Source organism: Pseudomonas sp. CFBP13508 (assembly GCF_005233515.1).
GTDB classification, from domain to species: Bacteria; Pseudomonadota; Gammaproteobacteria; order Pseudomonadales; family Pseudomonadaceae; genus Aquipseudomonas; species Aquipseudomonas mercuritolerans.
Genome location: NZ_QFZZ01000004.1, coordinates 236,566 through 263,024, shown reverse-complemented (window position 1 = coordinate 263,024; position 26,459 = coordinate 236,566). Strand labels below are relative to the sequence as shown.

Genomic DNA, 26,459 nt, shown 5'->3' with positions numbered 1-26,459 from the left:
ACCCTGTGGGAGCGAGCCTGCTCGCGAATGCAGTGTGTCACTCAGCAGTCGAGTGTCTGACACACCGCTTTCGCGAGCAGGCTCGCTCCCACAGGTGCTGCGTTTCAGGTTAATGCCCGCTGGCGGCAGGCCCGGCCTTGGCGGCGAACGGCGGCTTAGCCAGCCACACAATCAGAATCAACCCCATGAATCCCCAGCCCAGCAACGTGAAGTAATCCACGGTGGAGAGCATGTACGCCTGGCTCGTGAGGATCTGATCCATCTGCGCATACGCCGACTGGCTCGCGCCGCCCAACTGATTCAAGGTCTCGCGGGTGGCTGGCTCAAACGTGCTGATGCTTTCGCTCATATACGCATGATGCTGATCGGCCCGGCGAATCCAGATCCAGGTGGTCAGCGAGGCCGCGAAGCTGCCGCCCAGTGTCCGCAGGAAAGTCGCGAGGCCTGCGCCGTCAGCGATCTGGCTCGGCGGCAAGTCCGACATCAGAATGCTCAGGGTCGGCATGAAGAACAGCGCCACGCCGATGCCCATGAACAACTGCACCAGCGCAATGTGCTGGAAGTCGACCTCATTGGTGAACTCGGCGCGCATGAAGCAGCTCAGGCCAATCGCCAGAAACGCAATGCCGGCGAGCAGACGCAGGTCGAACTTGTGCGCGTATTTACCGACAAACGGCGATAGCAGCACCGGCAGAATCCCGATCGGCGCCACCGCCAGACCTGCCCAGGTCGCGGTGTAGCCCATTTGCGTCTGCAACCACTGCGGCAGGATCAGGTTGATGCCGAAGAACCCGGCATAACCCAGCACCAGCACGAGCGTGCCGATGCGGAAGTTGCGATGGGCGAACAGGCGCAGGTTGACCACCGGATGGCGGTCGGTCATTTCCCAGATCACGAACACCGCCAGGGCGACCACGGAAATCGCCGCGCCGACAATGATGAAATTCGACTCGAACCAGTCCAGGTCATTGCCCTTGTCGAGGATCACCTGCAACGCGCCAACGCCAATGATCAGCGTGATCAGGCCGACGTAGTCCATTGGCTGGCGACTGGTGACCACCGGCCGTTTCGCCAATTGCGAACGCACCACCATCACCGCAAAGATGCCGATCGGCACGTTGATAAAGAAAATCCACGGCCAGCTGTAACTGTCGGTGATCCAGCCGCCGAGAATGGGACCTGCAATCGGCGCGACCACCGTGACCATCGCCAGCAATGCCAAGGCCATCCCGCGTTTCGCCGGCGGATACACCGCGATCAGCAGGGTCTGCGTCATCGGGTACAGCGGCCCGGCGACCAGGCCTTGCAGCACGCGAAAGCCGATCAGCTCAGGCATCGAAGTGGAGATACCGCAGAGAAACGACGCCAGTACAAACAGCATCGTCGCCCACAGAAACAGCTTCACCTCGCCGAAGCGGCGGCTGAGCCAACCGGTCAGCGGCAGCGCAATCGCGTTGCTCACGGCGAACGAAGTGATGACCCAGGTGCCCTGCTCCGAACTCACCCCGAGGTTGCCGGAAATCGTCGGCAACGCCACGTTGGCGATGGTCGTGTCGAGCACTTGCATGAACGTCGCCAGCGACAGGCCGATGGTGCTGAGCAACAGGCTGGGCGGCGTGAAAGAAGCGTTATTGCTCATTGTGAATCCTATGAAACCTGAGGAGCGCTGCGCCATGGCAGGCACAGCTGACCCTGTGGGAGCGAGCCTGCTCGCGAAGGCGGTGGATCAGTCGACATTTATGTTGAATGTCAGTCAGCATTCGCGAGCAGGCTCGCTCCCACAGGGGTTGGAGTCAGCATTCAGCGCTGTGCGGTCTTGCCTGCTGCTGCGCTGTTGTCGTGAATCAACTGGGCAATCATCGCGTCCGCTTCAGCCAGTTGGCGGTCATACACATTGGTGCTGAACGAGGCCTTTTGCGGCGGTTGCTGGGCCAGCACCGGGCCGCTCTGGTCGTGCAGATTGACCTCGACATTGGTCGACAGACCGACACGCAGCGGGTGTTTGGCCAGCTCTTCGGCATTGATGTGGATACGCACCGGCACACGCTGGACGATCTTGATCCAGTTACCAGTGGCGTTCTGTGCCGGCAGCAGAGCAAACGCGCTACCCGTACCGGCACCGAGGCTGTCGACGGTGCCGCTGTATTTCACATCGCTGCCATAAATATCGGCCTCGATATCGACAGGCTGACCGATGCGCATGTCACGCAGTTGGGTTTCCTTGAAGTTGGCGTCGATCCACAGCTGATCCAGCGGAATCACCGCCATCAACGCAGTGCCCGGCTGCACACGCTGACCGAGTTGCACGGTGCGCTTGGCGACGTAACCGGTGACCGGCGCGATCAACGTGCTGCGGGCATTGGTCAGGTAGGCCTGACGCAGATCGGCAGCCGCCGACATTACGTCCGGATGGGACGAGACCACGGTGTCGTCGACCAGCGCGCTGGTGGTTTTCAGTTGCTGTTTGGCGTTAGCCAAGGCGTTCTGCGCCGAGGTCAGGTCGTCGCGGGCGTGGGACAGCTCTTCCTGGGAAATCGCCCCGCCCTGGGCGAGATTTTTCCGCCGGTTGTAGTTGTCCTGGGCCTTCTGCACTTCGGCCTGCTGCGCATTGACCTGAGCTTTCATGCCGTCGACGTTGCTATACAGGCCGCGCACCTGACGCACGGTGCGCGCCAGTTTGGCCTTGGCACTTTGCAGGCCGACTTCGGCATCGTTGGGGTCGAAGTTGACCAGCACCTGGCCTTCCTGGACCAGATCCCCGTCGTCGGCACCGATGCTGACCACGGTGCCGGTGACCAGCGGCGTGATCTCCACGACGTTGCCGTTGACGTAGGCATCGTCGGTGCTTTCGTTAAAGCGCCCGATGAACTCGTGATAGGCCCAGACGCCGGCAATGGCGAGCAGGACCACCACAGCGAGGGCCAGCAGCATCACCTTGCGTTTGCGCGGGTTGCCGGTGTCCGGGGTGTTGTCTTGAGCTTGGGTGTTTTCGGCAGTGGCCATGACAAATACCTTGAATTATGGGTGCGACGACGCGGGGCTGGCGTTGGCTGCGTTCAGGTTTTCACCCTGAAAGCCGCCGCCCAGCGCTTGCATCAGTTGAATCGACAGGTCGATCTGCTCGGCATTGAGGGTCGCCAGCTGACGCTGGGCCTGGAGCAATTGCTGCTCGATGCTGAGCACGTCCAGGTAGTTGCCGATGCCGGATCCGTAACGCTGGACGACGGTGTTGTAAGAATCCTGAGCAATGTCGGTGGCATGTTGCTGCGCGCCGATCTGCCGGCCGATATCGCGCAGCTGATTGATGGTGTCGCCGACATCACCCAGGGCTTTGACCAGGCTCTTGTTGTACTGCGCCACCGCCAGATCGTAATCGGCGTCGCGGGCATCGAGGTTGGCGCGCAGGCGTCCGCCATCGAAGATCGGCAGCGACACGGTCGGCGCGATGTTGAAGAAACGACTGGCCGAACCGAACATCGCATCACCCAGCAACGACTCGGCGCCGGCCGAGGCCGACAGGTTGAGGTTGGGATAGAAACGGGTTTTCGCCGCATCGATGTCTTTGCTCGCCGCCTCGACACGCCAGCGCGCCGCGACCAGATCCGGGCGGCGGCCGAGCAGTTCCGCTGGCAACACCGAGGGCACCGCCACGGCGCTGGCTTGCAGGACTTTCGGTCGAGCGATTTCGTTGCCACGATCCGGGCCTTTGCCGAGCAATACCGCCAAGGCGATTTTCGCGCTGTTCAAGCGTTTTTCCGCGTCGATCAGGCTCGCTTGAGAACTGGCTTCCAGACTCTGGGTTTGCTGAAACTGGTACTGGCTGTCGATCCCGGAACTCAAGCGGCGCTGGCTGAGGTCGAGCATTTGCCGGGTGCGCTTGAGGTCCTCGCTGGCGAGGTCGTAAACGATGTGCGCCTGACCGAGATCGCTGTAAGCACGGGCGACGTCAGCGGCGAGGGTCAACTGCGCGGCCTGACGATCGACTTCAGCAGCACGGGCCTCGCCGAGTGCGGCTTCCCAGGCATCGCGCTGGCCGCCCCACAAGTCGAAGTTGTAATTGAAGCCGGCACTGACATTGCGCACCGTCGCATAAGCCCCGCCCTGCCCGCGCGGATCCTGATCGCGGGCCAGACGCGAACGGCTGATGCCAGCGCTGGCGTCGAGGGTCGGATAACGCTCGGCATCGGCAGCATACGCGGCGGCGCTGGCCTGGTGCGCACGGGCTTCGGCGATCTGCATGTCCGGGCTGTCGCGCAGGGCTTCGCGGATCAGGCCGTCGAGCTGCGGATCGCCGAGGCTGCTCCACCAATCGCTTTTCGGCCACGCCGCTGGAGACAGGGTCACGCCATCGAGAGACTGCGCTGTCTTCAACTGCGCCGCGTCGAGGCGCTGGCCTTCAGTGTCGAGGCCGCTGTAGTTGGCGCAACCGGCGAGGATCATCGCCGACAACAACAGCGTCAGACTGCTGCGCAAGGTCTTAGCGCTCATTGTGTTCACCCAAACGCTGGACGGTAATCGGGTCACCGGCGGCCAGGAGGATTTTCTTGAGGATGTATTCCAGGGTCTTCAGCTCTTCGCGGGTAATGGCACCGGCCAGTTCATTCATCGCCTCGGCACCAATCTGCGGCAGACGATCGGTCAACTGCTGGCCCTGCTCGGTCAGCTTCAGCTGCACCTGACGGCGGTCATCTTCGCTGCGCTGGCGAATCAGGAAGCCCTTCTGCTCCAGACGATCGAGCATGCGCGTCATCGACCCGCTGTCCAGCGACAGATGCCGGCACAGCTCGGTCGGGGTGTCGACGCCGAACTGGGCCATGATGATCAACACCTTGAACTGCGCGGCGGTGATGCCGTGCGGTTCCATGTGGGTGTCGATGATCCGGTCCTTGAGCAACGCCGCCCGGCCCAGCAGCAGGCCGAGGTGGCAATGTTTGAATTCTTCCGGGGTGAAATGCTTCATGGGTCGACCTGATAACTGCCTAGGCAGTGAATGTATGTCGAGATGTTACTGCTTAGGCAGCGAATGTCAACGCAATAGTTAGGGGGCTTGGTAATTAGTTGACCTGTGGGCTGGGTTTTATCGCGTGAGCGACCGCATTCGCGAGCAGGCTCGCTCCCACAGGGAAAACACGTTCCAATGTGGGAGCGAGCCTGCTCGCGAAGGGTGCGACTCGGTTCAAATGAGCAGGTGCGCTCTAGAAATCCCGCTTGTAGAAAATATCCAGCGAACTCGCCACGCCGCTCGCTGCTTCGACGTAGACCTTCTTGCTCAGCTTGTAGCGCAAGGCGATGGTGCTGGCCGGTTCGAAGACGCCGACGCCGTAGCGCAGGCTGAGTTTTTCGGAGATGTTACCGCTGGCGACGACGCTGGTGTCGTTGCCGCTGCCTTGGGTGTCGAGCTGGAAATCCTCGATGCCCAGATCCTTGGCCAGACCACTGGTGACCCCGGCGCTGCCCATCAGGCCCAGGCCCAGCGCGGCTTGCGCGAGCATATTGTTATCTTCGCCGCTGGTGCTCAGCGGACGGCCCAGCACCAGGTACGACAGCGCCTGTTCCTGACTCATCGCCGGTTCGGAGAAGATCTGCGTGGTCGGTTGTTCGGCGCTGCCGCTCAGGCGAATACCGGCGATGACGTCGTCGGTCTGGCGGATCGCTTCGATATCCAGATACGGCTGGTCGATGGGGCCGGCGAACAACAGACGCGCACGCCGTACCGTCAGGCGTTGGCCGTAGGCGCGATAGCGGCCGTCGTTGAGCCAGAGTTCGCCACGGGTGTCCATGTTGTCGCCGATGTGCACCTGACCTTGCAGATTCGCGGTCAGGCCGAAACCGGCGAAGCTCAGCTTGTCCTGGCCGACGATCACGTCGATGTCCATTTTCATCGCGATCGGCGGTTTGCCCTCTTCGGTCTGCGCGCCGACGATGATCGTGTCGTCGGAGACTTTTACCGTCGATGGCGGCAGTTCGCGCACGGTGATTTCGCCCTTCGGCACCAACACCTTACCGGCAACTTTCAGCTCATCGCCGGCCATGGAAATTTTCAGATCCGGAGCCATTTCCAATTTGGCGTAGGGTTCGACGCTGACCGGCAATTGCGTGCCCTTGAGCGCCAGATCGACCACCAGTGCCTGACCCCAGGCGACGTTGCCGTTGAGACTGCCTTTGCCAGTCTTGCCGCTGTCCCAGCCACCGTCCAGGCGCACCGATTCGCCGGCGATCGCCGCAGTCAGTTGCAGATTCTGCAACTCCATCGGCAGTTCGGCGCCGGACACCTCGCCGTCGCTGAGCTGCACGGTGCCGTTGACCAGCGGTGCGAGCAGGCCACCGGAAATAGTGCCGCTGCCGTTGAGCCGGCCGGTGAGTTTTTCCACCATCGGCACGAACGGCCGCGCCACCGACAGATCGAGGCCGGAAAGGCGGAACGAGCCGCTCAGCGGTTTGTTTTTCGGCAGCGGATTGAGCTGCGCCTGGACCATCAATTCGCCGAGTTTTCCGCCGACAAAATTGAGCTCGGTGTCGACGCGCTTGGGCGTGAGTTTGCTGGTGAGTTTGAGGGTCTGGTAGGGGAAATCCAGCCAGCGATCCTTGTCGCGCACGCGCAGGGTGCCACCGCTGGCGTCGACACTGACCACGCCGTTCGGGCCGCTCGCCGGCAGGTCCAGTTGCAGATCGGCGTTGAGTCGGCCCTGCCAGGCGAAGTCCTTGGGCAGCCACTGCGCAAGGCTTTCGATCGGGAATTGCTTGAGGTGATAACGCAGCTTCGGCTCGGGCATCAGGCGCTGGTCTTCGCCACACAGGCTGGCATTGCCGGACAGCCAGCAATGCGCGCCGAAATTGATCTGGCCGTCCGCCAGGCGCTCCAGTTTTGCGGGGCCTTGCAGCTTCCAGTCCTGGCCACCGGCCTGAATGTCGCCACTGGCCAAGCGTCCGCGCCAGTTGCCCTTGTCCAGATTGCCGTCCAGCCCCAGCGCCAGTTTCAGCTTCGGCCCGATCAGGTCGAGGTTGAGTTTCTGGCTCTTGATGTCGCCCTGAGCACTGGCGGTCAGGGTGCCGAGCGAAGTATCGCCGGTCTGAATGCCGCTGCCTTTGAGATTGATCTTCGCCCGCTGCGCACTGTCGAGCGTGGCGTCGAGGTTGAGGCTTTGCAGGCGATTGTCCTGAAAGGCCAGTTGCGAACCCTGCAGATCAAGCTTGCCCTGCGGCGCCTTCAACGTGCCGGCAACATTGACCTGACCGTTGACCTGCCCGCGCAATTGCGGCCAGAGCTGGGCCAGACGCGGCAGTTTGATGTCGATCTGGCCGCCGAGTTTGTCCTGCAGGCTGCCCTTGCCGTTAATGCTGTTGTCGCCGAGGCGGATCTGCAGGGCGTTGAGGTTCCACCGCTCGCCCGCACCGTCAGCCTTCGCTTGCAGGACCGCCGGCTGACCGCGCAATTTGCCTTTGAGGTCGAGGTCGGCGCTGAGGCTGAGCTGATCATTCTTCATCTCGCCTTTGCTCTGCAACGGCCCGGCCAGCGTGCCCGGCAGTTCGGCGACCCAATATGCCGGGTTGAGCGCCGACAGATCCAGCGCGGTATCCCAGGCGATGCCGTCGGCGAAGCGCACATTGACGTGCCCTTCGGCCTTGCCCTGCCCGGCCTGCATGACCAGTTGCGGCAAGGCGATCTGTTCGAGGCTGCCGCTGAACGGACTGCTCAAGGTGAACGCCCCGGCCGGGCCATCCAGCGCGGCGTCGAAATTACCGAGGTACTGGCCGTCGGTGTAGGACACTTCGCCGGTAAAGGTGCGCAACGTCACTTGCGGCTCGTCGATTTCCGGATAGAGCCGGTGCCACGGGAAGTCTTGCCAGTTGATATTGGCCTGAGCGCTGAGGCCCTTGCTCCAGTCGACACTGCCGGTGAGTTTGAGGTTTTGCTGGTCGTTGGCGTTGAGGTCGAGCCCGGCGATCTGCGCGCCGTTGGCGTCGACCTTGCCTTTGAGCAGCAGCGCCACTGGCGATTTTTCGGCGGGCAGCGTGGCGTTGCCGAGCAGTTGATAACCGTTTTTCAGGTCGCCTTCGCCGGTGAGTACAAGCTGATTGAATTGCAGGGTGTCCGGCAGATCGGCGCTCGGCTTGAACGCGTCGCTGGTGATGCGCAGCTTGGCCGGGAGGTTTTCCGCCAGTGCTTGCAGCTCGCCGCTCAACTGGCCGTCGAGGTAACCACGGCTGTCGGCGTGCAGGTTGAGGGTTTTCAGCAGGTCGCCCTCAACTTTCAGCGCCAGGGTCCACGGCTCGCTGCCGGGAGCGGGCAAGGCCAGATCGCCCTGAATATTCAGTGGCCAGTTACCGCTCGGTTGCAGCAGGCCGGACAGGTTCAGGCTGAGCTCGTCACGCTGCAATTTCACGCTGTCGATCTGCAGGCCCTGAGCGGTCCAGTGCGCCGCCAGCTGCAAGCCCTTGAGCTGTTCGCTGCCGTTAAACAACAGGCTGCCGACCTCGACATCGCCGAGTTCAATGGCCAACGGTAACTGCAGATCGGGCAGTTTGATCGGGCCGCTCTCGGTGGTTTCTTCGCTGGGCGGGAACTGCAGGATCAGCTGATCGGCCTTGAGCTGATCGATGCACAAGGTCATGCGCGTCAGGCACAGCGGTGACCAGGCGAAGATCGCCTTGTTCAGCTCGACACGGCTGGTGTCCTGCTGCCACACCAAGTGATCGGCGCTCCACTGCCCAGCGAGGCGACCGTGGAAATTCTCCACGTTCAGGCCCGGCACCAGGCCCAACGCCCAACGACTGCCCGCCTGCGTACCAAGTAGTGCGGCCAGGCTCAGGACGATCAGCAAGACCAGCGCCAACACCGTCAGCGCCGTTATTTTCAAACCACGCTTCACAGCTCAGGCCCCATGGAAAAGTGCAGTCGGAAGCCGCCGCCGTCATCCAGCCCCCGTGCGAGGTCGAGGCGGATCGGCCCGACCGGCGAGACCCAGCGCACACCCACACCGACGCCGGTCTTGAGGTCGGGCAGTTCGAGTTTGTTGAAAGAGTTACCCTGGTCGACGAAGGTCGCGACCCGCCATTTCTCGGCGATCGAGTATTGATATTCGACACTGCCGGCGATCATGTAGCGGCCACCGATGCGGTCGCCGTCAGAGTTTTTCGGCGACAGGCTCTGGTAGTCGTAACCGCGCACGCTCTGATCGCCGCCGGCAAAGAAGCGCAGCGACGGCGGAATCGAGTTGTAGCCGTTGGTGGCGCTGCCGCCAACCTGCACGCGGCCGAGCAAGCGGTGTTTGTCGAACACCGTAGTCAGGCCTTTGACCAGCGCGGTGCCGTATAAAAGGTTGTTGTCCGAACCGAGCCCTTCCTTGGCCACTTTGCTTTCGAAGCTCAGGCGATAGCCGTTGCGCGGGTCGATGCGGTTGTCGCTTTTGAGGTACGAATAACTGATGCCAGGCATCAGCAACGTGCTCAGGCCCGAGTCGTCGCCGAGTTCGTATTCCTCGCGTTGCCATTTCAGCGAGATCACCCGCTGCCAGCCGCTGGGCAACTTGCTGTGCCATTCCGGGCCGAAGGTCAGCAGCTTGCTGAGGGTGTCGGAGCTTTCGATGTCTTCGAACTGATAGCCGCCGGCCCAGCGCAGTTTGTCGGTCAGCGGCGGGTCGAGCGGGATGTCGTAAAACAGCCCGACGTTCTGCCGGGGCGCGGAAAGCTCGGCTTCCCAGCCATAGCTGTCGCCTTGCGGGTTGACCCAGTGGCGCGTCCAGTTGGCCTTGATCCGTGGGCCGACGTCGGTCGAGTAACCGAGACCAAGGCCCATGGTGCGCGGCTTGCGCGTGTCGAGTTTGACCTCGACCGGAATCACATCGTTTTTCGCAGCGGTCGGCGCGGCGTCGACGCGCACGCCCTCGAAATAGCCGCTCGATTGCAGGTCGCGGTTGAGTTCGGCGATCAGTTCCGAATCGTAAGGCTCGCCTGCCTTGAACGGCACCATGCGTTGCAGCAGGTCTTCGTCGAACGGCGTGTCGCCCTCGAAACTGACTTTGCCCAGCGCATAGCGCGGGCCGCTGTCGTAGATCAATTCGATGTCGGCCACGCCCGCGCGCGGATCGACCATGAGCTTCTGACTGGTGAAATGGCCACTGAAATAACCGAAGCGCGAAGCCTGATTCTGGATCACCCGTTTGGCGTCTTCGTAACGGCCATGGTTGAGCACGGCGCCGGATTTGAGCAGGTCGCTTTTCGGTACGCGAAAGGATTTCAGCGACGCCGCCGGGCCGTCGACACGCACGGTGACGTTGCGCAGGCGAATCGGCTCGCCGGGATCGATGTTCAGCACCAGACGCGGTTTTTCCCCGCCCTTGACGTCACTGTCGATCTGCGGCTGGTAGTAGCCCAGCGCCTGCGCGGCTTTGCGCGCCTGCTCTTCGGCGCCGCGACTGAAACGCAGCAAGGCTTCTTCGTCGCGATCGCCGAGGCTGCCGATATAGCCTTCTATATTGGCCTTGAGTTCATCGTTGGACGGCTTGATCCGTACATCCAATTCACTTTGCGCCAGCGCCGCGCAGCTGGATAACAGCATCAGCACGCCGCTGGTAAATCTTCGTGGAAACTTCATAGGCGCGGATGCTATCACGGGCTCGGGAGCCTGATAGAACAGGTAATTTGTGAAGAAGTTCGATGATTATCCCGTTGCTGTTTGTAACACCTGCGGATTGGCGTGGAAAAATACGTGTTCGCGCACCGGCCCGACGGCAACCTCGCCGATCTCCTGATAACCCTGCCTTTTATAGAATTCCAGATAGCGCGGGTTGCCGGTGTCGAGCACCACCCCTTGCGAGGTTTCATCGACCGCGCACCAGTTGTGCACGGCAGTCAGCAATTGTTCGCCGTAATGCTTGCCCTGAAACTGCGGATGCACACCAAGCAACGGCAGCATGTGCACCGAGTCACCGGGCACGCACGCGGCGACGGCATCGTGGTATTCCAGATAACGCCGGGTGCAGCGAAAACCGGTGCTGAGCACCATGCGCAAGCGCCACGCCCAGCTCTCGGTAACGCCCAGGCGCCGTTGCGGTGGTGCGATCAGGGCAATGCCGATCAAGCGATCGTTGACCAACAGGCCGATTGCCGGCAGGTCCTGGAGGAAATGCTGTTTGACCAACTCGCGCACCGTCGCGCGCACGCGCTGTTCGTAGCCGGGACGTTCGGCTTCGAACAGATAGCCGAAGGTCGGCTCGTGGCGATAGGCCTGATACAGCAACGAGCGGGCTTCGCGTGAATAGCCGCGGTCGAGCATGTGGACGTCGGCAACGGCGGACTGGGTTTCAGGCATTGCAGTGATTCTCCCCGGAGGCGCGCTCGGAGGCTGGCGCGCTTGTTGGTACGAACCTTGGGCGGATGTGGTGGTTCCCCTGAAAGGTATAGACCAAGTCGGGATCTTCATCGATCTTGCCGGCCTCTTCGCGAGCGGGCTCGCTCCCACAGGGGACCGCGGTCTGAATGTGGGAGCGAGCCTGCTCGCGAAGGGGCCAGATCCAACAACCCAAATCCCACAGGTGAAATTGATTTGTCCCACACTGGCCCATCTCCCCCATGTCAGCTAGCATCGCCCTTTTGCCAGGACTGCCGACCATGAAGATTGTTTCCTTCAACATCAACGGACTGCGTGCCCGTCCGCATCAGCTGGCAGCGCTGATCGAAAAACATCAGCCCGACGTGATCGGCCTGCAGGAAACCAAGGTTCACGACGACCAGTTCCCCCACGATGACATCCGCGCCCTCGGCTACCACGTGCACTTCCATGGCCAGAAGGGCCATTACGGTGTCGCCCTGCTCTCGCGCAACGAACCGATCACCATCCATAAAGGCTTCGCCACCGATGAAGAAGACGCGCAGCGGCGCTTTATCTGGGGCACTTTTGCCGATGCCAACGGCGTGCCGGTGACGATCATGAACGGCTATTTCCCACAAGGTGAAAGCCGCGACCACCCAACCAAATTCCCCGCCAAGGAGCGTTTCTACAGCGACCTGCAAGCGCTGCTGGAAAGCCAGTTCCACAATGAACAGCCACTGGTGGTGATGGGTGATGTGAATATTTCCCCGGAAGACTGCGACATCGGCATCGGCCCGGACAACATGAAGCGCTGGCTGAAAACCGGCAAATGCAGCTTCCTGCCGGAAGAACGCGAGTGGATGGCGCGCCTGAAAAACTGGGGCCTCACCGACAGCTATCGTCACCTCAACCCCGAGGTGACCGACATGTTCAGCTGGTTCGACTACCGCAGCCGTGGTTTCGAAGATGAGCCGAAGCGTGGCCTGCGCATCGATGTGATTCTGGCGTCCCATGGCCTGCTGCCACGCGTCAAGGATGCCGGCGTGGACTACGAACTGCGCGGCATGGAAAAACCATCGGACCATGCGCCGATCTGGCTTGAGCTGAGCTGATCCAGCCTGAGGGAATTTTCATTGTGGGAGCGAGCCTGCTCGCGAAAGCGGTGGATCAGCGACGAATTTTTCGACTGACACGCCGCCTTCGCGAGCAGGCTCGCTCCCACAGGTAATCCCCTGTCATATTTCGGTCACGCGCCTGACTTAATCTCCCCGGCAATCCCCTTGGCTTGATTCGGTGCCGGAATGACCCTGCGTGTTCTCTGCGTTTTCCTGTTGAGTGGCTGGCTGTCGGTGTCCGCCGCCGCCCTGCCGATCCCCGAAAACGGCCCGGCATTACGCATTCAGGGCTCCAACACCATCGGCGCCGAACTTGGCCCGGCGCTGGTCGAAGGCCTGTTGCAGGAACAAGGCCTGCTGAAAATCCACCGCGAAACCCCGGACACCGCCAACGAACAACGCATCGTCGGCCAGACCGCACAAGGGCAACGCGTGATCATCGAAGTCGCCGCCCACGGTTCCAGCACCGGTTTCGCCGCGTTGAAAAACGCCAGCGCCGATCTGGCCGCCTCTTCCCGTGAGATCAAGGACAGCGAACTGCTTGCCCTGCAAGCCCTCGGCGATCTGAAAAGCCCGGCGGCCGAGCAAGTCATTGCCATCGACGGCCTGGCGATCATCCTCAACCCGGCCAACCCGCTTGAGCAGTTGAACACCGAGCAACTGGCGCGGATTTTTGCCGGCGAAGTGAAAACCTGGGAAGAGCTCGGTGGGCGTGGCGGCGCTATACATTTATATGCGCGGGATGATCAGTCGGGGACATACGACACCTTCAAGGAACTGGTCCTGAGCCGGCGTGGGAAAAGTCTCAGCAGCGCGGCGAAGCGTTTCGAGTCCAGCGAGCAGTTATCCGACGCGGTCAGCGCCGACCCGCAAGGTATCGGCTTCATCGGCTTGCCCTATGTGCGTCAAGCCAAAGCCGTGGCGATTGCCGATGGCGCCTCGCAAGCGATGCTGCCGCTGAACAGTCTGATCGCCACCGAAGATTATCCGCTGTCGCGGCGCTTGTTCTTTTATCTGCCGCCGGACAGCCAGAATCCGTGGGCGCAGGCGTTGGCAACGTTCGCGCAAAGCCCGCAGGGTCAGGCGATCGTCGCGGCCAGCGGTTTTGTCAGCCAGACCGTGCAGGCCATGAGCGTGGCGCCGAATGCGCTGATGCCCGAGGGTTATCAATCTCTCAGCCGGCATGCCCAGCGTCTGACAGTGAATTTCCGTTTTGCCGAGGGCAGCGCCAGTCTGGATAACAAGGCGCGGCAGGATCTGGCGCGGGTGCTCGACTATATAAAGCGCCATGGCAAGACCGAGCGCGCGGTGACGCTGGTGGGGTTTGGTGATTTGAAGGATGACCCGGCGCGGGCCGATCTGCTGTCGAAGCTGAGAGCCATGGCAGTGCGGCGTGAGCTGGTCAAAAACGGTGTGGTCATGCGCGAAGTACGCGGCTTTGGTGCGCTGATGCCGGTGGCGACCAACAGTGCAGATGAAGGGCGGATCAAGAATCGGCGGGTTGAGGTTTGGGTGTATTGATCCTGATGTCGATGTGCTGAATGTACAGGCCCTTTCGCGAGCAGGCTCGCTCCCACATTGGATCTGTGGCGTGCACAAATCTTGTGGGAGCGAGCCTGCTCGCGAATGAGGCGACGCGGTATTACTGACCGCTGCGCAACATCTCCTTCGGCACATACTTGCCGATCTCGAACTTGCCAATCGCCGCGCGGTGCACTTCGTCGGGGCCGTCGGCCAGACGCAGGGTGCGCTGCATGGCATACATGTAGGCCAGCGGGAAATCGTTCGACACCCCTGCCCCGCCATGCATCTGGATCGCCCGATCAATCACTCGCAGGGCGACATTCGGCGCCACCACTTTGATCTGCGCAATCTCGCTTTTCGCCACTTTGTTGCCGACGGTGTCCATCATGTACGCCGCTTTCAACGTCAGCAGGCGCGCCATGTCGATCTCCATTCGCGAGTCGGCGATCTTGTCGATGTTGCCGCCCAGACGCGCCAGTGGTTTGCCGAATGCGGTGCGGCTCACCGAGCGTTTGCACATCAGTTCCAGTGCACGCTCGGCCATACCGATCGAACGCATGCAGTGGTGAATGCGGCCTGGGCCAAGGCGACCCTGAGCGATTTCAAAGCCGCGTCCTTCACCGAGCAGGACGTTTTCGTACGGCACCCGAACGTTATCGAACAGCACTTCGGCGTGACCGTGCGGTGCGTCGTCGTAACCGAACACCGGCAGCGGCCGGACGATCTTCACCCCGGGGGTGTCGACCGGCACGAGAATCATCGAGTGCTGGGCGTGACGCGGCGCGTCGGGGTTGCTCAGGCCCATGAAGATCAGGATCTTGCAGCGCGGATCGCAGGCGCCAGAGGTCCACCATTTTTTTCCGTTGATTACCCACTGATCGCCATCGCGCACAGCACGGGCGGCCATATTGGTCGCGTCGGAAGATGCCACGTCGGGTTCGGTCATGGCGAACGCCGAACGGATCTCGCCGCGCAGCAGCGGCTCGAGCCAGCGCTGTTTCTGCTCTTCGTTGGCGTAGCGCACCAATACTTCCATGTTGCCGGTGTCCGGCGCCGAGCAGTTGAACGGCTCCGGCCCAAGCAGGGAACGGCCCATGATTTCCGCCAATGGCGCATATTCGAGGTTGCTCAGGCCGGCGCCCAGCTCGGACTCAGGCAGAAACAAATTCCACAGCCCTTCAGCCTTGGCCTTGGCCTTGAGCTCTTCCATGATCGCGGTCGGCTGCCAGCGATCACCCTCGGCGACCTGGCGTTCGAACACCGCTTCGGCCGGGTAAACGTAAGTGTCCATGAACGCAGTCACGCGCTCACGCAGTTCCTGAACCTTGGGCGAATAAGCGAAATCCATGGGTAGTTACCTTCTCGGGCAGAGGTTGTTCAAGTCATGCAATCGATGCTAGAACAGCGCTGATCATTTACCTAGCCTATTCTCGGCGTGTATAAACATTCATCACCAATATATGATCCGCTGATCGTCAGCCCCAAAACATTTGCACTTAATAACAAGAGAAGCCGCGTTATGAATCTGAGCAAGGTCGACCTGAACCTTTTCATCGTCTTCGACGCGATCTACACCGAAGCCAACCTGACCCGCGCCGGGCAGATTGTCGGCATCACCCAGCCGGCGGTGTCCAACGCCCTGGCGCGGTTGCGCGAAACCTTCAACGACCCGCTCTTCGTGCGCACCGCTCAGGGCATGGTGCCCACGCCGATGGCGCAGAACATCATCGGCCCGGTGCGCAACGCCCTTTCGCTGCTGCGCGTGTCGGTGCAGGAAAGTCGCATCTTCAACCCGGCGCAGGCGGTCAAGACCTACCGCATCAGCATGACCGACCTGACGGAAGCAATCATTCTGCCGCCACTGTTCCAGCGCCTGCGCCGCCTCGCGCCAACGGTGATCATCGAAAGCTTTCTGTCCAAGCGCCGGGAAACCACCAAGGAACTCGCGGCCGGGCGTCTGGATTTCGCTGTGGATGCGCCGCTCAACACCGACCCGCAGGTGCGCCACGTCAAGCTGATGGACGACCGTTACGTCTGCGCCATGCGCAAGGGCCACCCAATGGCGGGCAAGGAAAAACTCAGCCTCGATGACTACCTGTCGCTGACTCACATCCATATTTCCAGCCGCCGCAGTGGTCTGGGTTATGTCGATCTGGCGCTGGGCAAAATGGGCATCCAGCGCAAGATCGCCCTGCGCTCGCAGCACTATCTGATGGCCTCGCAAGTGATGCAGCAGACCGACATGGTCATGACCGTGCCGGAACGCTTCGCCCGCCGCCATGATTTGCAGTCGTTCAATTTGCCGGTGAATGATGTGCCGTCGGTGGAAACGCATTTGTACTGGCACGAAAGCACCGACCAGGACCCGGCCAACCGCTGGATGCGCGAGCAGATGATCGAGTTGTGCCAGCAGGTGACGGCGCAGGAGAAGAAGCTGGAGAAGGTGTAGGGCTTTTTTACCGCGTTATCGTTCTTCGCGAGCAGGCTCGCTCCCACAATGAATTGCATTTCATCTGAAGGAACGCGGTCGAATGTGGGAGCGAGCTTGCTCGCGAAGGGGCCTGTACAGACAACCACAACCATCCTTCTTGACGTAAACGTAAACCACCGATTAGCTTAGCGCCATGCCCATTTTCCGAGCGCTTTCATGAGCAGTCAGACCTACAGCATTTCCGACCTCGCCCGCGAGCTGGACATCACCACCCGGGCGATCCGCTTTTATGAAGAGCAAGGCCTGCTCAGCCCCGAGCGTCGTGGCCAGGAACGTATCTATTCGCCGCGCGACAAGGTCACCCTGAAGCTGATCCTGCGCGGCAAGCGCATCGGTTTCTCCCTGGCCGAATGCCGCGAGCTGATCGAACTCTACGACCCGTCCGGCGGTAACACCAAACAGCTCAACAGCATGCTGGCGAAAATCAGCGAACGCCGCGAACAGCTCGAACAGCAGTTGCTGGATATCGAACAGATGAAGCTTGAGCTGGACACTGCCGAAGAGCGCTGCGTCCAGGCGCTGGAGCAGACGCTCAAAAGCCAGGCGGTCTAGCAAATATTGGTGCCCCTGTGGGAGCGAGCCTGCTCGCGAATGCATTCTGTCATCCACCATTAACGGTGACTGATCCACCGCTTTCGCGAGCAGGCTCGCTCCCACAGGGATCTTCGTGAACTGAAAAAACAGGCAGGTCCCACCCATGTCCCTCCCCTCCCAAGTACGCCTGATCGAAGTCGGCCCGCGCGATGGCCTGCAGAACGAAGCCCAACCGATCAGCGTCGCTGACAAGGTGCAATTGGTCGATGCGCTGAGCGCCGCAGGGCTCGGCTACATCGAAGTCGGCAGTTTCGTCTCGCCGAAATGGGTGCCGCAGATGGCCGGATCCGCCGAAGTGTTCGCGCAGATCCAGCGCAAACCTGGCGTGACCTACGGCGCGCTGGCGCCGAACCTGCGCGGCTTTGAAGACGCGCTCGCCGCCGGGGTCAAGGAAGTCGCGGTGTTCGCCGCCGCCTCCGAGGCGTTCTCGCAGCGCAACATCAATTGCTCGATCAGCGAAAGCCTGGCGCGGTTTGCGCCGATCATGGAGGCGGCGAAACAACACGGCGTTACCGTGCGCGGTTACGTTTCCTGTGTGCTGGGCTGTCCGTATGAAGGCACGGTCGCGCCGGAGCAAGTGGCGATGGTCGCGCGTGAACTGTACGCGATGGGCTGCTATGAAGTGTCGCTGGGCGACACCATCGGCACCGGCACGGCCGGCGCGACCCGGCGCCTGTTCGAGGTGGTTTCGGCGCAGGTGCCACGGGACAAGCTCGCCGGGCATTTCCACGACACCTATGGCCAGGCCATGGCCAACATCTACGCCAGCCTGCTCGAAGGCATTGCGGTGTTCGACAGCTCTATCGCCGGCCTCGGCGGCTGCCCGTACGCCAAAGGCGCGAGCGGTAACGTTGCCACCGAGGACGTGGTGTACCTGCTCAACGGCTTGGGCATCGAGACCGGTATCGACCTGGACGCCTTGATTGCCGCAGGCCAGCAGATCAGCGCAGTGCTCGGCCGCCCGAGCGGTTCGCGAGTGGCCAAGGCGCGCAGCGCGCAGTGAGGTGTTACCGCTGCGTCAGTGATGTGGGCAAAAGCGAGTAACACGGAAACAAATTGTCTGGCTTTGCCCCAAGCTGAAAAAGCCTAAAAATCCTAAGCGGTTGATTCAAAAGGTTTTTTAAAAGTTGGCACGACACCTGCTATCTCTATGGCATAACAAGAATAAAAAGCCGCAAACCAATAAAAACAAGACGAAACGACTCTGACATAACAAGAACAACACGGCAGAGACGCAGCTAACAGATTTTTTTGGAGAAGGTGTGCTTTTCAGGGTGCTTTCAGGAGTGACCCGCAACCGGGCAGAGAACAATAAAACTACCTTCAGGTAGCTCCCGAATCGGTTGGATCGTTAAACGAGAAAGCAGATCAGCGCTCAAAAAAATACGTTTGCTCTTGACCCCGGATGGGGGTCGCCAAAAAGCTGTACAGGGCCACGGTTGCCAAAAACAACAACAGACCGACCCTCAATAATAAAAAGAGCACGCAACGACAAATTAAAGGGGAGCTTCGGCTCCCCTTTGTGCTTTCTGCGATTCGTCTCTCTATCACTGCATCCCTGTGGGAGCGAGCCTGCTCGCGAAAACGGTGTATCAGACACATTTGCGCTGAATAACACACTGCATTCGCGAGCAGGCTCGCTCCCACAGAAGACGTGGTTATCGGTCGATTGTTTTCAGCTCCTCGATACTGATCTCTCGCATCCTGAATTTCTGAATCTTGCCCGTCACCGTCATCGGAAACGCGTCGACGAATTTGAAGTAACGCGGTGTCTTGAAATGGGCGATGCGTTCCTTGCACCACGTTTGCAGCTCCAGCTCCGAGGCGCTGTGGCCGGGGTGGAATTTGATCCAGGCAACGATTTCCTCACCGTAGCGTGAGCACGGAATACCGATCACCTGCACGTCGGCCACCGCCGGATGGGTGAAGAAGAATTCCTCCAGCTCACGGGGATAAACATTCTCGCCGCCACGAATGATCATGTCCTTGTTACGCCCGGCGATGTTGACGTAACCCTCCTCGTTCATGCTCGCCAGGTCGCCGGTGTGCATCCACCCCGCCTCATCGATGGCTTCGGCGGTGGCCTGCGGGTTGTTCCAGTAACCGAGCATCACGCTGTAACCGCGCGTGCACAATTCGCCGATGGTGCCGCGCGGCACAAGGTTGCCAGCGGTGTCGATGATCTTGCTTTCCAGTTGCGGCTGGGTGCGCCCGACCGTGGTGACGCGCAACTCCAGCTCGTCCGCCGGCCCGGTCTGCAACGACACCGGGCTGGTTTCGGTCATGCCGTACGCGATCTGCACTTCACTCATGTGCATTTCGTTGATGACCCGCCGCATGACCTCGATCGGACAGGTGGCGCCGGCCATGATCCCGGTGCGCAGGCTCGACAGGTCGAAAGTCTGCCGCTGCGGCTGATCCAGCATGGCGATGAACATGGTCGGCACACCATACAGCGCCGTGGCCTGCTCTTCGGCCACCGCTTGCAGGGTCAGCGCCGGATCGAACGCGTCATTGGGGTAAATCATCGTACTGCCATGGGTGACGCAACCGAGGTTGCCCATGACCATGCCGAAGCAGTGATACAGCGGCACCGGAATCACCAGACGATCGGCAGCCGTCAGGCCGAGGCTTTCGCCGACCATGTAACCGTTGTTGAGGATGTTGTAGTGACTGAGGGTCGCGCCCTTGGGGAAACCGGTGGTGCCGGAGGTGTACTGGATGTTCACCGGTTGATCGAAATGCAGGCTGGCACTGCGTTCACGCAATTGATCGGGCGAGACGCTGACCGCCAGATCGCTGAGCTGCGACCACGGCAGAAAACCGGGCGGCGGATTGGCATCGAGGCTGATCACGCCGCGCAGCTCCGGCAAGCGTTCGCTACGCAGCTGACCGATGGCGTGTTCAGCCAACTGTGGCGTCAGGCTCTGGAGCATTTCGTGGTAATTCGAGGTCTTGAACGCTCCGGCACAGACCAGCCACTGGCAGCCGGATTGCTTGAGCACGTACTCGAGTTCGGAGCTGCGGTAGGCCGGATTGATATTGACCAGGATCACGCCGATCTTCGCCGTGGCGAACTGGGTAATGCACCACTGCGCGCAATTCGGCGCCCAGATGCCGAGTCGATCGCCGGCCTGCAAGCCCAGGGCGAGCAAGGCCCTGGCCTGCTCATCCACCGCGTCGGCCAGCTGCCGCCAGGAGTAACGCAACTGTTGATGGCGCACCACCAACGCCTCGCCGTCCGGGTACTGCGCGACAGTCTGATCGAAGCGCTGACCGATGGTCATCGCCAGCAGAGCTTGGTCCTGAGAGCCACGGCTGTAGCTGCGCTGCGGGTTTGCACTGGGTTGATCCATGACGACCCCTATTGTCTTTATTAGTGGGTTTTCCCGGTTTTGAATCCCTGTGGGAGCGAGCCTGCTCGCGAATACGCTGCGTCATTCAGCCTTGGGGGCGACTGATACAGCTCTTTCGCGAGCAGGCTCGCTCCCACCAGAAACAAACCGATATCTGATCCTGAACTGCCCTTACTCTCGCCCAAGTTGACGCTTACGTAAAGCCGATTGACAGTCGATCTGTGGAAGCTTTACGTTAACGTAAAGCTGAACGCCGATTAGTCGTGCGCTCCACCCGATAAAAAAGCCAAAAGGTGACCCATGAGCTATCCATCCCTGAATTTCGCCCTCGGTGAAACCATCGACATGCTGCGCGATCAGGTGCAGTCCTTCGTCGCCGATCAGATCGCCCCGCGCGCTGCGCAGATCGACCACGACAACCTGTTCCCCGCCGACATGTGGCGCAAATTCGGTGACATGGGCCTGCTCGGCATCACCGTGCCGGAAGAGTACGGCGGCGCGGGTCTGGGTTATCTGGCGCATGTGGTGGCGATGGAAGAAATCAGCCGTGGCTCCGCTTCGGTGGCGCTGTCCTACGGCGCGCACTCCAACCTTTGCGTCAACCAGATCAACCGCAACGGCAATCACGAACAGAAAACCAAATACCTGCCGAAGCTGATCAGCGGCGAGCACGTCGGCGCCCTGGCGATGAGCGAGCCCAACGCCGGTTCCGACGTGGTGTCGATGAAACTGCGTGCCGATAAACGCGGCGACCGCTTCGTCCTCAACGGCAGCAAAACCTGGATCACCAACGGTCCGGACGCCAATACCTACGTGATCTACGCCAAGACCGACCTGGAAAAAGGCCCGCACGGCATCACCGCGTTCATCGTCGAGCGGGACTGGAAAGGCTTCAGCCGCAGCAACAAGTTCGACAAGCTCGGCATGCGTGGCTCCAACACCTGCGAGCTGTTTTTCGACGATGTCGAAGTACCCGAGGAGAACATTCTCGGCGTGCTCAACGGTGGCGTGAAAGTGTTGATGAGCGGCCTCGATTACGAGCGCGTGGTGCTCTCGGGCGGCCCGACCGGAATCATGCAGTCGTGCATGGACCTGATCGTGCCGTACATCCACGACCGCAAACAGTTCGGCCAGAGCATCGGCGAATTCCAACTGATCCAGGGCAAAGTCGCCGACATGTACACCCAGCTCAATGCCAGCCGCGCTTATCTGTACGCGGTGGCCCAGGCCTGCGAGCGCGGCGAAACCACGCGCAAGGACGCGGCCGGGGTGATCCTCTACACCGCCGAACGCGCCACGCAAATGGCCCTCGACGCGATCCAGATTCTCGGCGGCAACGGCTACATCAACGAATTCCCCGCCGGCCGCCTGCTGCGCGACGCCAAGCTCTACGAAATCGGCGCCGGCACCAGCGAGATCCGCCGCATGCTGATCGGCCGCGAACTGTTCAACGAGACGAAATGAATTTCGTCAGCTGCAAGCCGCAAGCTACAAGCTGCAAGAGATCCACGCTCTTGCCCCAACTTGCAGCTTGCCGCTTGTAGCTCGAAGCTGCTTACGGAGTAAGCCCCATGATTCTGCACACTCAGCTCAACCCGCGTTCAGCGGAGTTCGCCGCCAACAGCGCGGCGATGCTCAAACAGGTCGACGCGCTGCACACCCTGCTCGCTCAAGTGGCGCAGGGTGGCGGTGTCAAAGCTCAGGAACGCCACACCTCGCGGGGGAAATTGCTGCCGCGCGAGCGCATCAATCGCTTGCTTGATCCGGGCTCGCCGTTTCTCGAAATCAGCCAACTCGCCGCTCACGCCGTGTATGGCGAAGACGTCCCGGCTGCCGGGGTGATCGCCGGGATTGGTCGCGTTGAAGGCGTCGAGTGCATGATCGTCGCCAACGATGCGACGGTGAAAGGTGGCTCGTACTACCCGCTGACGGTGAAAAAACACCTGCGCGCGCAGACCATTGCGCAGCAGAATCGCCTGCCATGCATTTATCTGGTGGATTCCGGTGGTGCCAACCTGCCGCGTCAGGACGAAGTATTTCCGGATCGCGAGCACTTCGGGCGGATCTTCTTCAATCAGGCCAACATGAGCGCCATGGGCATCCCGCAGATCGCCGTGGTCATGGGCTCGTGCACCGCGGGCGGCGCGTATGTGCCGGCCATGGCGGACGAAGCGATCATGGTGCGCAACCAGGCGACGATTTTCCTCGCCGGCCCGCCGCTGGTGAAAGCTGCGACCGGTGAAGTGGTCAGCGCCGAAGACCTCGGCGGCGCCGATGTGCACTGCAAGACCTCCGGCGTGGCCGACCATTACGCCGAGAACGACGAACACGCCCTTGCCCTCGCCCGCCGCAGCGTCGCCAACCTCAACTGGCGCAAGCTCGGCGAGGTGCAGCAGCGCACGCCGATTGCGCCGCTGTACGCCAGCGATGAGTTGTACGGCGTGGTTCCGGCTGACGCCAAGCAGCCATTCGATGTGCGCGAAGTGATTGCGAGGCTGGTCGACGGTTCGGTGTTCGATGAATTCAAAGCGCTGTTCGGCACCACGCTGGTCTGCGGTTTCGCACACTTGCATGGCTACCCGATCGCGATTCTGGCGAACAACGGCATCCTTTTCGCCGAAGCCGCGCAGAAAGGCGCGCACTTCATCGAACTGGCCTGCCAGCGCGGCATCCCGCTACTGTTTCTGCAGAACATCACCGGTTTCATGGTCGGCCAGAAGTACGAAGCCGGCGGCATCGCCAAGCACGGCGCGAAACTGGTGACCGCGGTGGCCTGCGCCAAAGTGCCGAAATTCACCGTGATCATCGGCGGCAGCTTCGGTGCCGGCAACTACGGCATGTGCGGGCGCGCTTACGATCCGCGTTTTTTGTGGATGTGGCCGAACGCGCGAATTGGCGTGATGGGCGCCGAACAGGCCGCCGGCGTACTGGTGCAGGTCAAGCGCGAACAGGCCGAACGCAGCGGTCAGGCGTTCAGCGCCGAGCAGGAGACCGAGATCAAGCAGCCGATTCTCGATCAGTACGAAGAACAGGGTCACCCCTACTACTCCAGCGCGCGACTGTGGGACGACGGCGTCATCGACCCGGCGCAGACCCGCGATGTACTGGCCCTGGCGTTGTCCGCGGCGCTGAACGCGCCAATCGAACCGAGCCGCTTCGGCGTGTTCCGGATGTGATGTTTTTTTGTGGGAGCGAGCCTGCTCGCGAATGCGCTCTGTCAGGCAGCGGATAGATCGACTGATACCCCGCTTTCGCGAGCAGGCTCGCTCCCACAAGAACCGTGGAGACGGATGAATATGAGCGACTTCAATACCCTCGAACTGCAAAACGACCCACGCGGTTTTGCGACCTTGTGGCTCAACCGCGCCGAGAAAAACAACGCCTTCAACGCCGAGATGATCCGCGAACTGATCCTCGCCCTCGACAAGGTCGCCAGCGATTCGAGCCTGCGTTTCCTGCTGCTGCGCGGGCGTGGCAAGCATTTCAGTGCCGGTGCCGACCTGGCGTGGATGCAGCAATCGGCGGAACTCGATTACCACACCAATCTTGACGATGCCCGCGAACTGGCCGAGCTGATGTACAACCTCGCCAAGCTGAAAATCCCCACTCTGGCTGTGGTTCAGGGCGCGGCGTTTGGTGGCGCGCTGGGCTTGATCAGTTGCTGTGACATGGCGATCGGCGCCGATGACGCGCAGTTCTGCCTGTCGGAAGTGCGCATCGGCCTGGCGCCAGCGGTGATCAGCCCGTTCGTGGTGCAGGCGATCGGTGAGCGTGCGGCGCGCCGCTATGCGCTGACGGCCGAGCGCTTCAGCGGGCAGCGGGCGCGGGAAATCGGCTTGCTCGCCGAAAGCTACCCGGCCGCTGAACTGGAGCAACAGGTCGAACAGTGGATCGACAATCTGCTGCTCAACAGCCCCGCCGCGATGCGCGCCAGCAAGGATTTGCTGCGTGAAGTCGGCAACGGCGCGCTGACCCCGGCCCTGCGTCGTTACACGGAAAATGCCATCGCGCGGATTCGCGTCAGCGCCGAAGGTCAGGAAGGCTTGCGCGCCTTTCTGCAAAAACGCCCGCCGAACTGGCAAGCCGCATCCACCAAGGAGTCGCGTTGATGAGCGCACCTGTGATTACCACCCTGTTGGTGGCCAACCGCGGCGAAATCGCCTGCCGCGTGATGCGCACCGCCAAGGCCCTGGGCCTGACCACCGTCGCCGTGCACAGCGCCACCGACCGCGATGCGCGGCACAGCCGTGAAGCCGATATCCGCGTGGATCTGGGCGGCAGCAAGGCTGCCGAGAGTTATCTGCAAATTGATAAATTGATCGCCGCCGCCAAGGCCAGCGGTGCCCAGGCGATTCATCCCGGCTATGGCTTTCTCTCGGAAAACGCTGGATTCGCCCGCGCCATCGAAGCCGTCGGGCTGATCTTCCTCGGCCCGCCCGCCTCGGCCATCGATGCGATGGGCAGCAAATCCGCCGCCAAGGCGCTGATGGAAAAGGCTGGCGTGCCACTGGTGCCGGGCTATCACGGCGAAGCGCAGGACCTCGACACCTTCAGCAAAGCCTGCGAACGCATCGGTTATCCGGTGCTGCTCAAGGCCACTGCGGGTGGTGGCGGCAAAGGCATGAAAGTCGTCGAGGATGTCAGCCAACTGGCTGAAGCCCTCGCCTCGGCGCAGCGCGAAGCGCAATCGTCGTTTGGCGACTCGCGGATGCTGGTGGAAAAGTATTTGCTCAAGCCACGTCACGTGGAGATTCAGGTGTTCGCCGATCAGCACGGCAACTGCCTGTACCTCAACGAGCGCGACTGCTCGATCCAGCGTCGGCATCAGAAAGTCGTCGAAGAAGCCCCGGCGCCGGGTCTGACGCCCGAGTTGCGCCGGGCAATGGGCGAAGCGGCTGTGCGTTCGGCGCAGGCGATCGGTTATGTCGGCGCCGGCACCGTGGAGTTTTTGCTGGATGCGCGCGGCGAGTTTTTCTTCATGGAGATGAACACGCGGCTGCAAGTCGAGCACCCGGTGACCGAAGCAATCACCGGGCTGGATCTGGTCGCCTGGCAGATTCGCGTCGCCCGTGGGGAAGCGCTGCCGATCACCCAGGCGCAGGTGCCGCTCAACGGTCATGCGATTGAAGTGCGCTTGTATGCCGAAGATCCGGCGAATGATTTCCTGCCGGCCACCGGGCGTCTGGACTTGTACCGCGAATCGGCGCAGGGACCGGGGCGACGGGTAGACAGCGGCGTTGAGGAAGGTGACGAGATCTCGCCCTTCTACGATCCGATGCTCGGCAAACTGATTGCCTGGGGTGAAGATCGCGAACAGGCGCGCTTGCGTCTGTTGAGCATGCTCGACGAGTTTGCGATTGGCGGGCTGAGGACCAACATCAATTTCCTGCGAAGGATCATCGCGCATCCAGCGTTTGCGGCGGCAGAGCTGGATACCGGGTTTATCCCGCGCTATCAGGAGCAATTGCTGCCAGCACCAGCCGCGTTGAGCGATGAGTTCTGGCATGCGGCGGCGCAGGCGTTTGCGCAGAGTTTGCCGAAGCGTGCGCGGGCGGATGATCCCGCCTCCCCCTGGTCTTGCGGCAGTGGTTTGCGCGCAGGTTTGCCGGCGCAAATCACCTTGCATTTGAGTTGCGAGGGACAGGATCGCGCGTTGACCTTGAGAACTGCGGCCCATGCAAAACTGCTGGGCGAGGCGCTGACCATCGAGCATGACGGCGTGCGCCGCACATTCCGGGCGATTCGTCAGGGTGGCGCGTTGTATCTGGAATGGGACGGCGAGTTGCGGCGCATCGAAGCGTTCGATCCGATCAGTGCCGTCGAAGCCAGCCACAGCCATCAGGGCGGTCTGACCGCGCCAATGAACGGCAGCATCGTGCGCGTGTTGGTCGAAACGGGACAGTCGGTTGAGGCCGGGGCGCAACTGGTGGTGCTTGAAGCCATGAAGATGGAACACAGCATCCGCGCGCCGCAGGCCGGTGTGATCAAAGCGCTGTATTGCCAGGAAGGCGATATGGTCAGTGAAGGCAGTGCTTTGGTTGAACTGGAAGAGGGATGAAATAAAAGGG

General features: G+C 61.4%; 18 protein-coding genes. 9 read left to right on the top strand and 9 right to left on the bottom strand.

What is annotated here, in order from left to right:
• Positions 1-109 precede the first annotated feature (109 nt).
• The 7 genes from PspCFBP13508_RS13340 to PspCFBP13508_RS13305 form a co-directional block, all read right to left on the bottom strand.
• Positions 110-1,639: a DHA2 family efflux MFS transporter permease subunit gene (locus PspCFBP13508_RS13340; protein WP_024013426.1), complete on the bottom strand. Its 1,530-nt coding sequence runs from the start codon at positions 1,637-1,639 to the stop codon at positions 110-112.
• A gap of 161 nt (positions 1,640-1,800) precedes the next feature.
• Positions 1,801-3,003, bottom strand: coding sequence for an HlyD family efflux transporter periplasmic adaptor subunit (locus PspCFBP13508_RS13330; protein WP_024013427.1), 1,203 nt, complete (start codon positions 3,001-3,003; stop codon positions 1,801-1,803).
• A 15-nt stretch (positions 3,004-3,018) separates the two neighbouring features.
• Positions 3,019-4,488 (bottom strand): efflux transporter outer membrane subunit, encoded by a 1,470-nt coding sequence (locus PspCFBP13508_RS13325; RefSeq protein ID WP_137214778.1) that lies wholly within the window; start codon positions 4,486-4,488, stop codon positions 3,019-3,021.
• Positions 4,478-4,960, bottom strand: coding sequence for a MarR family transcriptional regulator (locus PspCFBP13508_RS13320; protein ID WP_130910732.1), 483 nt, complete (start codon positions 4,958-4,960; stop codon positions 4,478-4,480). Before PspCFBP13508_RS13320 ends, PspCFBP13508_RS13325 begins: the two co-directional genes overlap by 11 nt.
• Positions 4,961-5,195: 235 nt before the next feature.
• Positions 5,196-8,870: a translocation/assembly module TamB domain-containing protein gene (locus tag PspCFBP13508_RS13315; RefSeq protein WP_137214777.1), complete on the bottom strand. Its 3,675-nt coding sequence runs from the start codon at positions 8,868-8,870 to the stop codon at positions 5,196-5,198.
• Positions 8,867-10,594: an autotransporter assembly complex family protein gene (locus PspCFBP13508_RS13310; RefSeq protein WP_137214776.1), complete on the bottom strand. Its 1,728-nt coding sequence runs from the start codon at positions 10,592-10,594 to the stop codon at positions 8,867-8,869. Before PspCFBP13508_RS13310 ends, PspCFBP13508_RS13315 begins: the two co-directional genes overlap by 4 nt.
• 66 nt (positions 10,595-10,660) lie before the next feature.
• Positions 10,661-11,311, bottom strand: coding sequence for a GNAT family N-acetyltransferase (locus tag PspCFBP13508_RS13305; RefSeq protein ID WP_130910729.1), 651 nt, complete (start codon positions 11,309-11,311; stop codon positions 10,661-10,663).
• A gap of 299 nt (positions 11,312-11,610) precedes the next feature.
• On the opposite strand from PspCFBP13508_RS13305, the gene xthA reads away from it, so the two are divergent.
• Positions 11,611-12,423: an exodeoxyribonuclease III gene (gene xthA, locus PspCFBP13508_RS13300; protein ID WP_137214775.1), complete on the top strand. Its 813-nt coding sequence runs from the start codon at positions 11,611-11,613 to the stop codon at positions 12,421-12,423.
• Positions 12,424-12,612: 189 nt separating this feature from the next.
• On the top strand, positions 12,613-13,947 hold the full coding sequence (locus tag PspCFBP13508_RS13295; RefSeq protein ID WP_137214774.1) for a phosphate ABC transporter substrate-binding/OmpA family protein: 1,335 nt from the start codon (positions 12,613-12,615) through the stop codon (positions 13,945-13,947).
• A 121-nt stretch (positions 13,948-14,068) separates the two neighbouring features.
• Here the strand turns inward: PspCFBP13508_RS13295 and PspCFBP13508_RS13290 are convergent, their stop codons facing one another.
• Entirely contained in the window at positions 14,069-15,298 is a 1,230-nt protein-coding gene (locus PspCFBP13508_RS13290) for an acyl-CoA dehydrogenase (RefSeq protein WP_016775307.1), read from the bottom strand.
• A gap of 171 nt (positions 15,299-15,469) precedes the next feature.
• On the opposite strand from PspCFBP13508_RS13290, the gene PspCFBP13508_RS13285 reads away from it, so the two are divergent.
• The 3 genes from PspCFBP13508_RS13285 (at position 15,470) to PspCFBP13508_RS13275 (ending at position 18,038) form a co-directional block, all read left to right on the top strand.
• The gene (locus tag PspCFBP13508_RS13285; protein WP_016775308.1) at positions 15,470-16,399 is read left to right on the top strand and encodes a LysR family transcriptional regulator; all 930 of its coding nucleotides are present in this window, start codon (positions 15,470-15,472) and stop codon (positions 16,397-16,399) included.
• A 198-nt stretch (positions 16,400-16,597) separates the two neighbouring features.
• Positions 16,598-16,993, top strand: coding sequence for a MerR family DNA-binding transcriptional regulator (locus PspCFBP13508_RS13280; protein WP_137214773.1), 396 nt, complete (start codon positions 16,598-16,600; stop codon positions 16,991-16,993).
• Positions 16,994-17,138: 145 nt separating this feature from the next.
• On the top strand, positions 17,139-18,038 hold the full coding sequence (locus tag PspCFBP13508_RS13275) for a hydroxymethylglutaryl-CoA lyase (protein ID WP_137214772.1): 900 nt from the start codon (positions 17,139-17,141) through the stop codon (positions 18,036-18,038).
• A gap of 655 nt (positions 18,039-18,693) precedes the next feature.
• Here PspCFBP13508_RS13275 and PspCFBP13508_RS13270 read toward each other — a convergent pair.
• Entirely contained in the window at positions 18,694-20,391 is a 1,698-nt protein-coding gene (locus tag PspCFBP13508_RS13270; protein ID WP_137214771.1) for an AMP-binding protein, read from the bottom strand.
• A 300-nt stretch (positions 20,392-20,691) separates the two neighbouring features.
• Between PspCFBP13508_RS13270 and PspCFBP13508_RS13265 the strand changes: the two genes are divergently transcribed.
• The 4 genes from PspCFBP13508_RS13265 (at position 20,692) to PspCFBP13508_RS13250 (ending at position 26,449) form a co-directional block, all read left to right on the top strand.
• Positions 20,692-21,855 (top strand): isovaleryl-CoA dehydrogenase, encoded by a 1,164-nt coding sequence (locus PspCFBP13508_RS13265; RefSeq protein WP_024013438.1) that lies wholly within the window; start codon positions 20,692-20,694, stop codon positions 21,853-21,855.
• Positions 21,856-21,962: 107 nt separating this feature from the next.
• Positions 21,963-23,567: a carboxyl transferase domain-containing protein gene (locus PspCFBP13508_RS13260; protein ID WP_137214770.1), complete on the top strand. Its 1,605-nt coding sequence runs from the start codon at positions 21,963-21,965 to the stop codon at positions 23,565-23,567.
• 120 nt (positions 23,568-23,687) lie between these two features.
• A complete protein-coding gene (locus PspCFBP13508_RS13255) occupies positions 23,688-24,500 on the top strand; it encodes a gamma-carboxygeranoyl-CoA hydratase (RefSeq protein WP_041477116.1) in 813 nt (270 codons plus the stop codon).
• Entirely contained in the window at positions 24,500-26,449 is a 1,950-nt protein-coding gene (locus PspCFBP13508_RS13250) for an acetyl/propionyl/methylcrotonyl-CoA carboxylase subunit alpha (protein ID WP_137214769.1), read from the top strand. The genes PspCFBP13508_RS13255 and PspCFBP13508_RS13250 overlap by 1 nt, the downstream gene beginning before the upstream one ends.
• The last annotated feature ends 10 nt before the right edge of the window (positions 26,450-26,459 follow it).

Excerpts from the sequence above, each read along its gene's own strand:
- xthA (WP_137214775.1), top strand. The coding sequence starts at position 11,611 with ATGAAGATTGTTTCCTTCAACATCAACGGACTGCGTGCCCGTCCGCAT.
- PspCFBP13508_RS13270 (WP_137214771.1), bottom strand. The coding sequence starts at position 20,391 with ATGGATCAACCCAGTGCAAACCCGCAGCGCAGCTACAGCCGTGGCTCT.
- PspCFBP13508_RS13280 (WP_137214773.1), top strand. The coding sequence starts at position 16,598 with ATGAGCAGTCAGACCTACAGCATTTCCGACCTCGCCCGCGAGCTGGAC.
- PspCFBP13508_RS13305 (WP_130910729.1), bottom strand. The coding sequence starts at position 11,311 with ATGCCTGAAACCCAGTCCGCCGTTGCCGACGTCCACATGCTCGACCGC.
- PspCFBP13508_RS13295 (WP_137214774.1), top strand. The coding sequence starts at position 12,613 with ATGACCCTGCGTGTTCTCTGCGTTTTCCTGTTGAGTGGCTGGCTGTCG.
- PspCFBP13508_RS13320 (WP_130910732.1), bottom strand. The coding sequence starts at position 4,960 with ATGAAGCATTTCACCCCGGAAGAATTCAAACATTGCCACCTCGGCCTG.
- PspCFBP13508_RS13290 (WP_016775307.1), bottom strand. The coding sequence starts at position 15,298 with ATGGATTTCGCTTATTCGCCCAAGGTTCAGGAACTGCGTGAGCGCGTG.
- PspCFBP13508_RS13265 (WP_024013438.1), top strand. The coding sequence starts at position 20,692 with ATGAGCTATCCATCCCTGAATTTCGCCCTCGGTGAAACCATCGACATG.
- PspCFBP13508_RS13260 (WP_137214770.1), top strand. The coding sequence starts at position 21,963 with ATGATTCTGCACACTCAGCTCAACCCGCGTTCAGCGGAGTTCGCCGCC.
- PspCFBP13508_RS13330 (WP_024013427.1), bottom strand. The coding sequence starts at position 3,003 with ATGGCCACTGCCGAAAACACCCAAGCTCAAGACAACACCCCGGACACC.
- PspCFBP13508_RS13275 (WP_137214772.1), top strand. The coding sequence starts at position 17,139 with ATGTCCCTCCCCTCCCAAGTACGCCTGATCGAAGTCGGCCCGCGCGAT.
- PspCFBP13508_RS13255 (WP_041477116.1), top strand. The coding sequence starts at position 23,688 with ATGAGCGACTTCAATACCCTCGAACTGCAAAACGACCCACGCGGTTTT.
- PspCFBP13508_RS13340 (WP_024013426.1), bottom strand. The coding sequence starts at position 1,639 with ATGAGCAATAACGCTTCTTTCACGCCGCCCAGCCTGTTGCTCAGCACC.
- PspCFBP13508_RS13250 (WP_137214769.1), top strand. The coding sequence starts at position 24,500 with ATGAGCGCACCTGTGATTACCACCCTGTTGGTGGCCAACCGCGGCGAA.
- PspCFBP13508_RS13325 (WP_137214778.1), bottom strand. The coding sequence starts at position 4,488 with ATGAGCGCTAAGACCTTGCGCAGCAGTCTGACGCTGTTGTTGTCGGCG.
- PspCFBP13508_RS13310 (WP_137214776.1), bottom strand. The coding sequence starts at position 10,594 with ATGAAGTTTCCACGAAGATTTACCAGCGGCGTGCTGATGCTGTTATCC.
- PspCFBP13508_RS13285 (WP_016775308.1), top strand. The coding sequence starts at position 15,470 with ATGAATCTGAGCAAGGTCGACCTGAACCTTTTCATCGTCTTCGACGCG.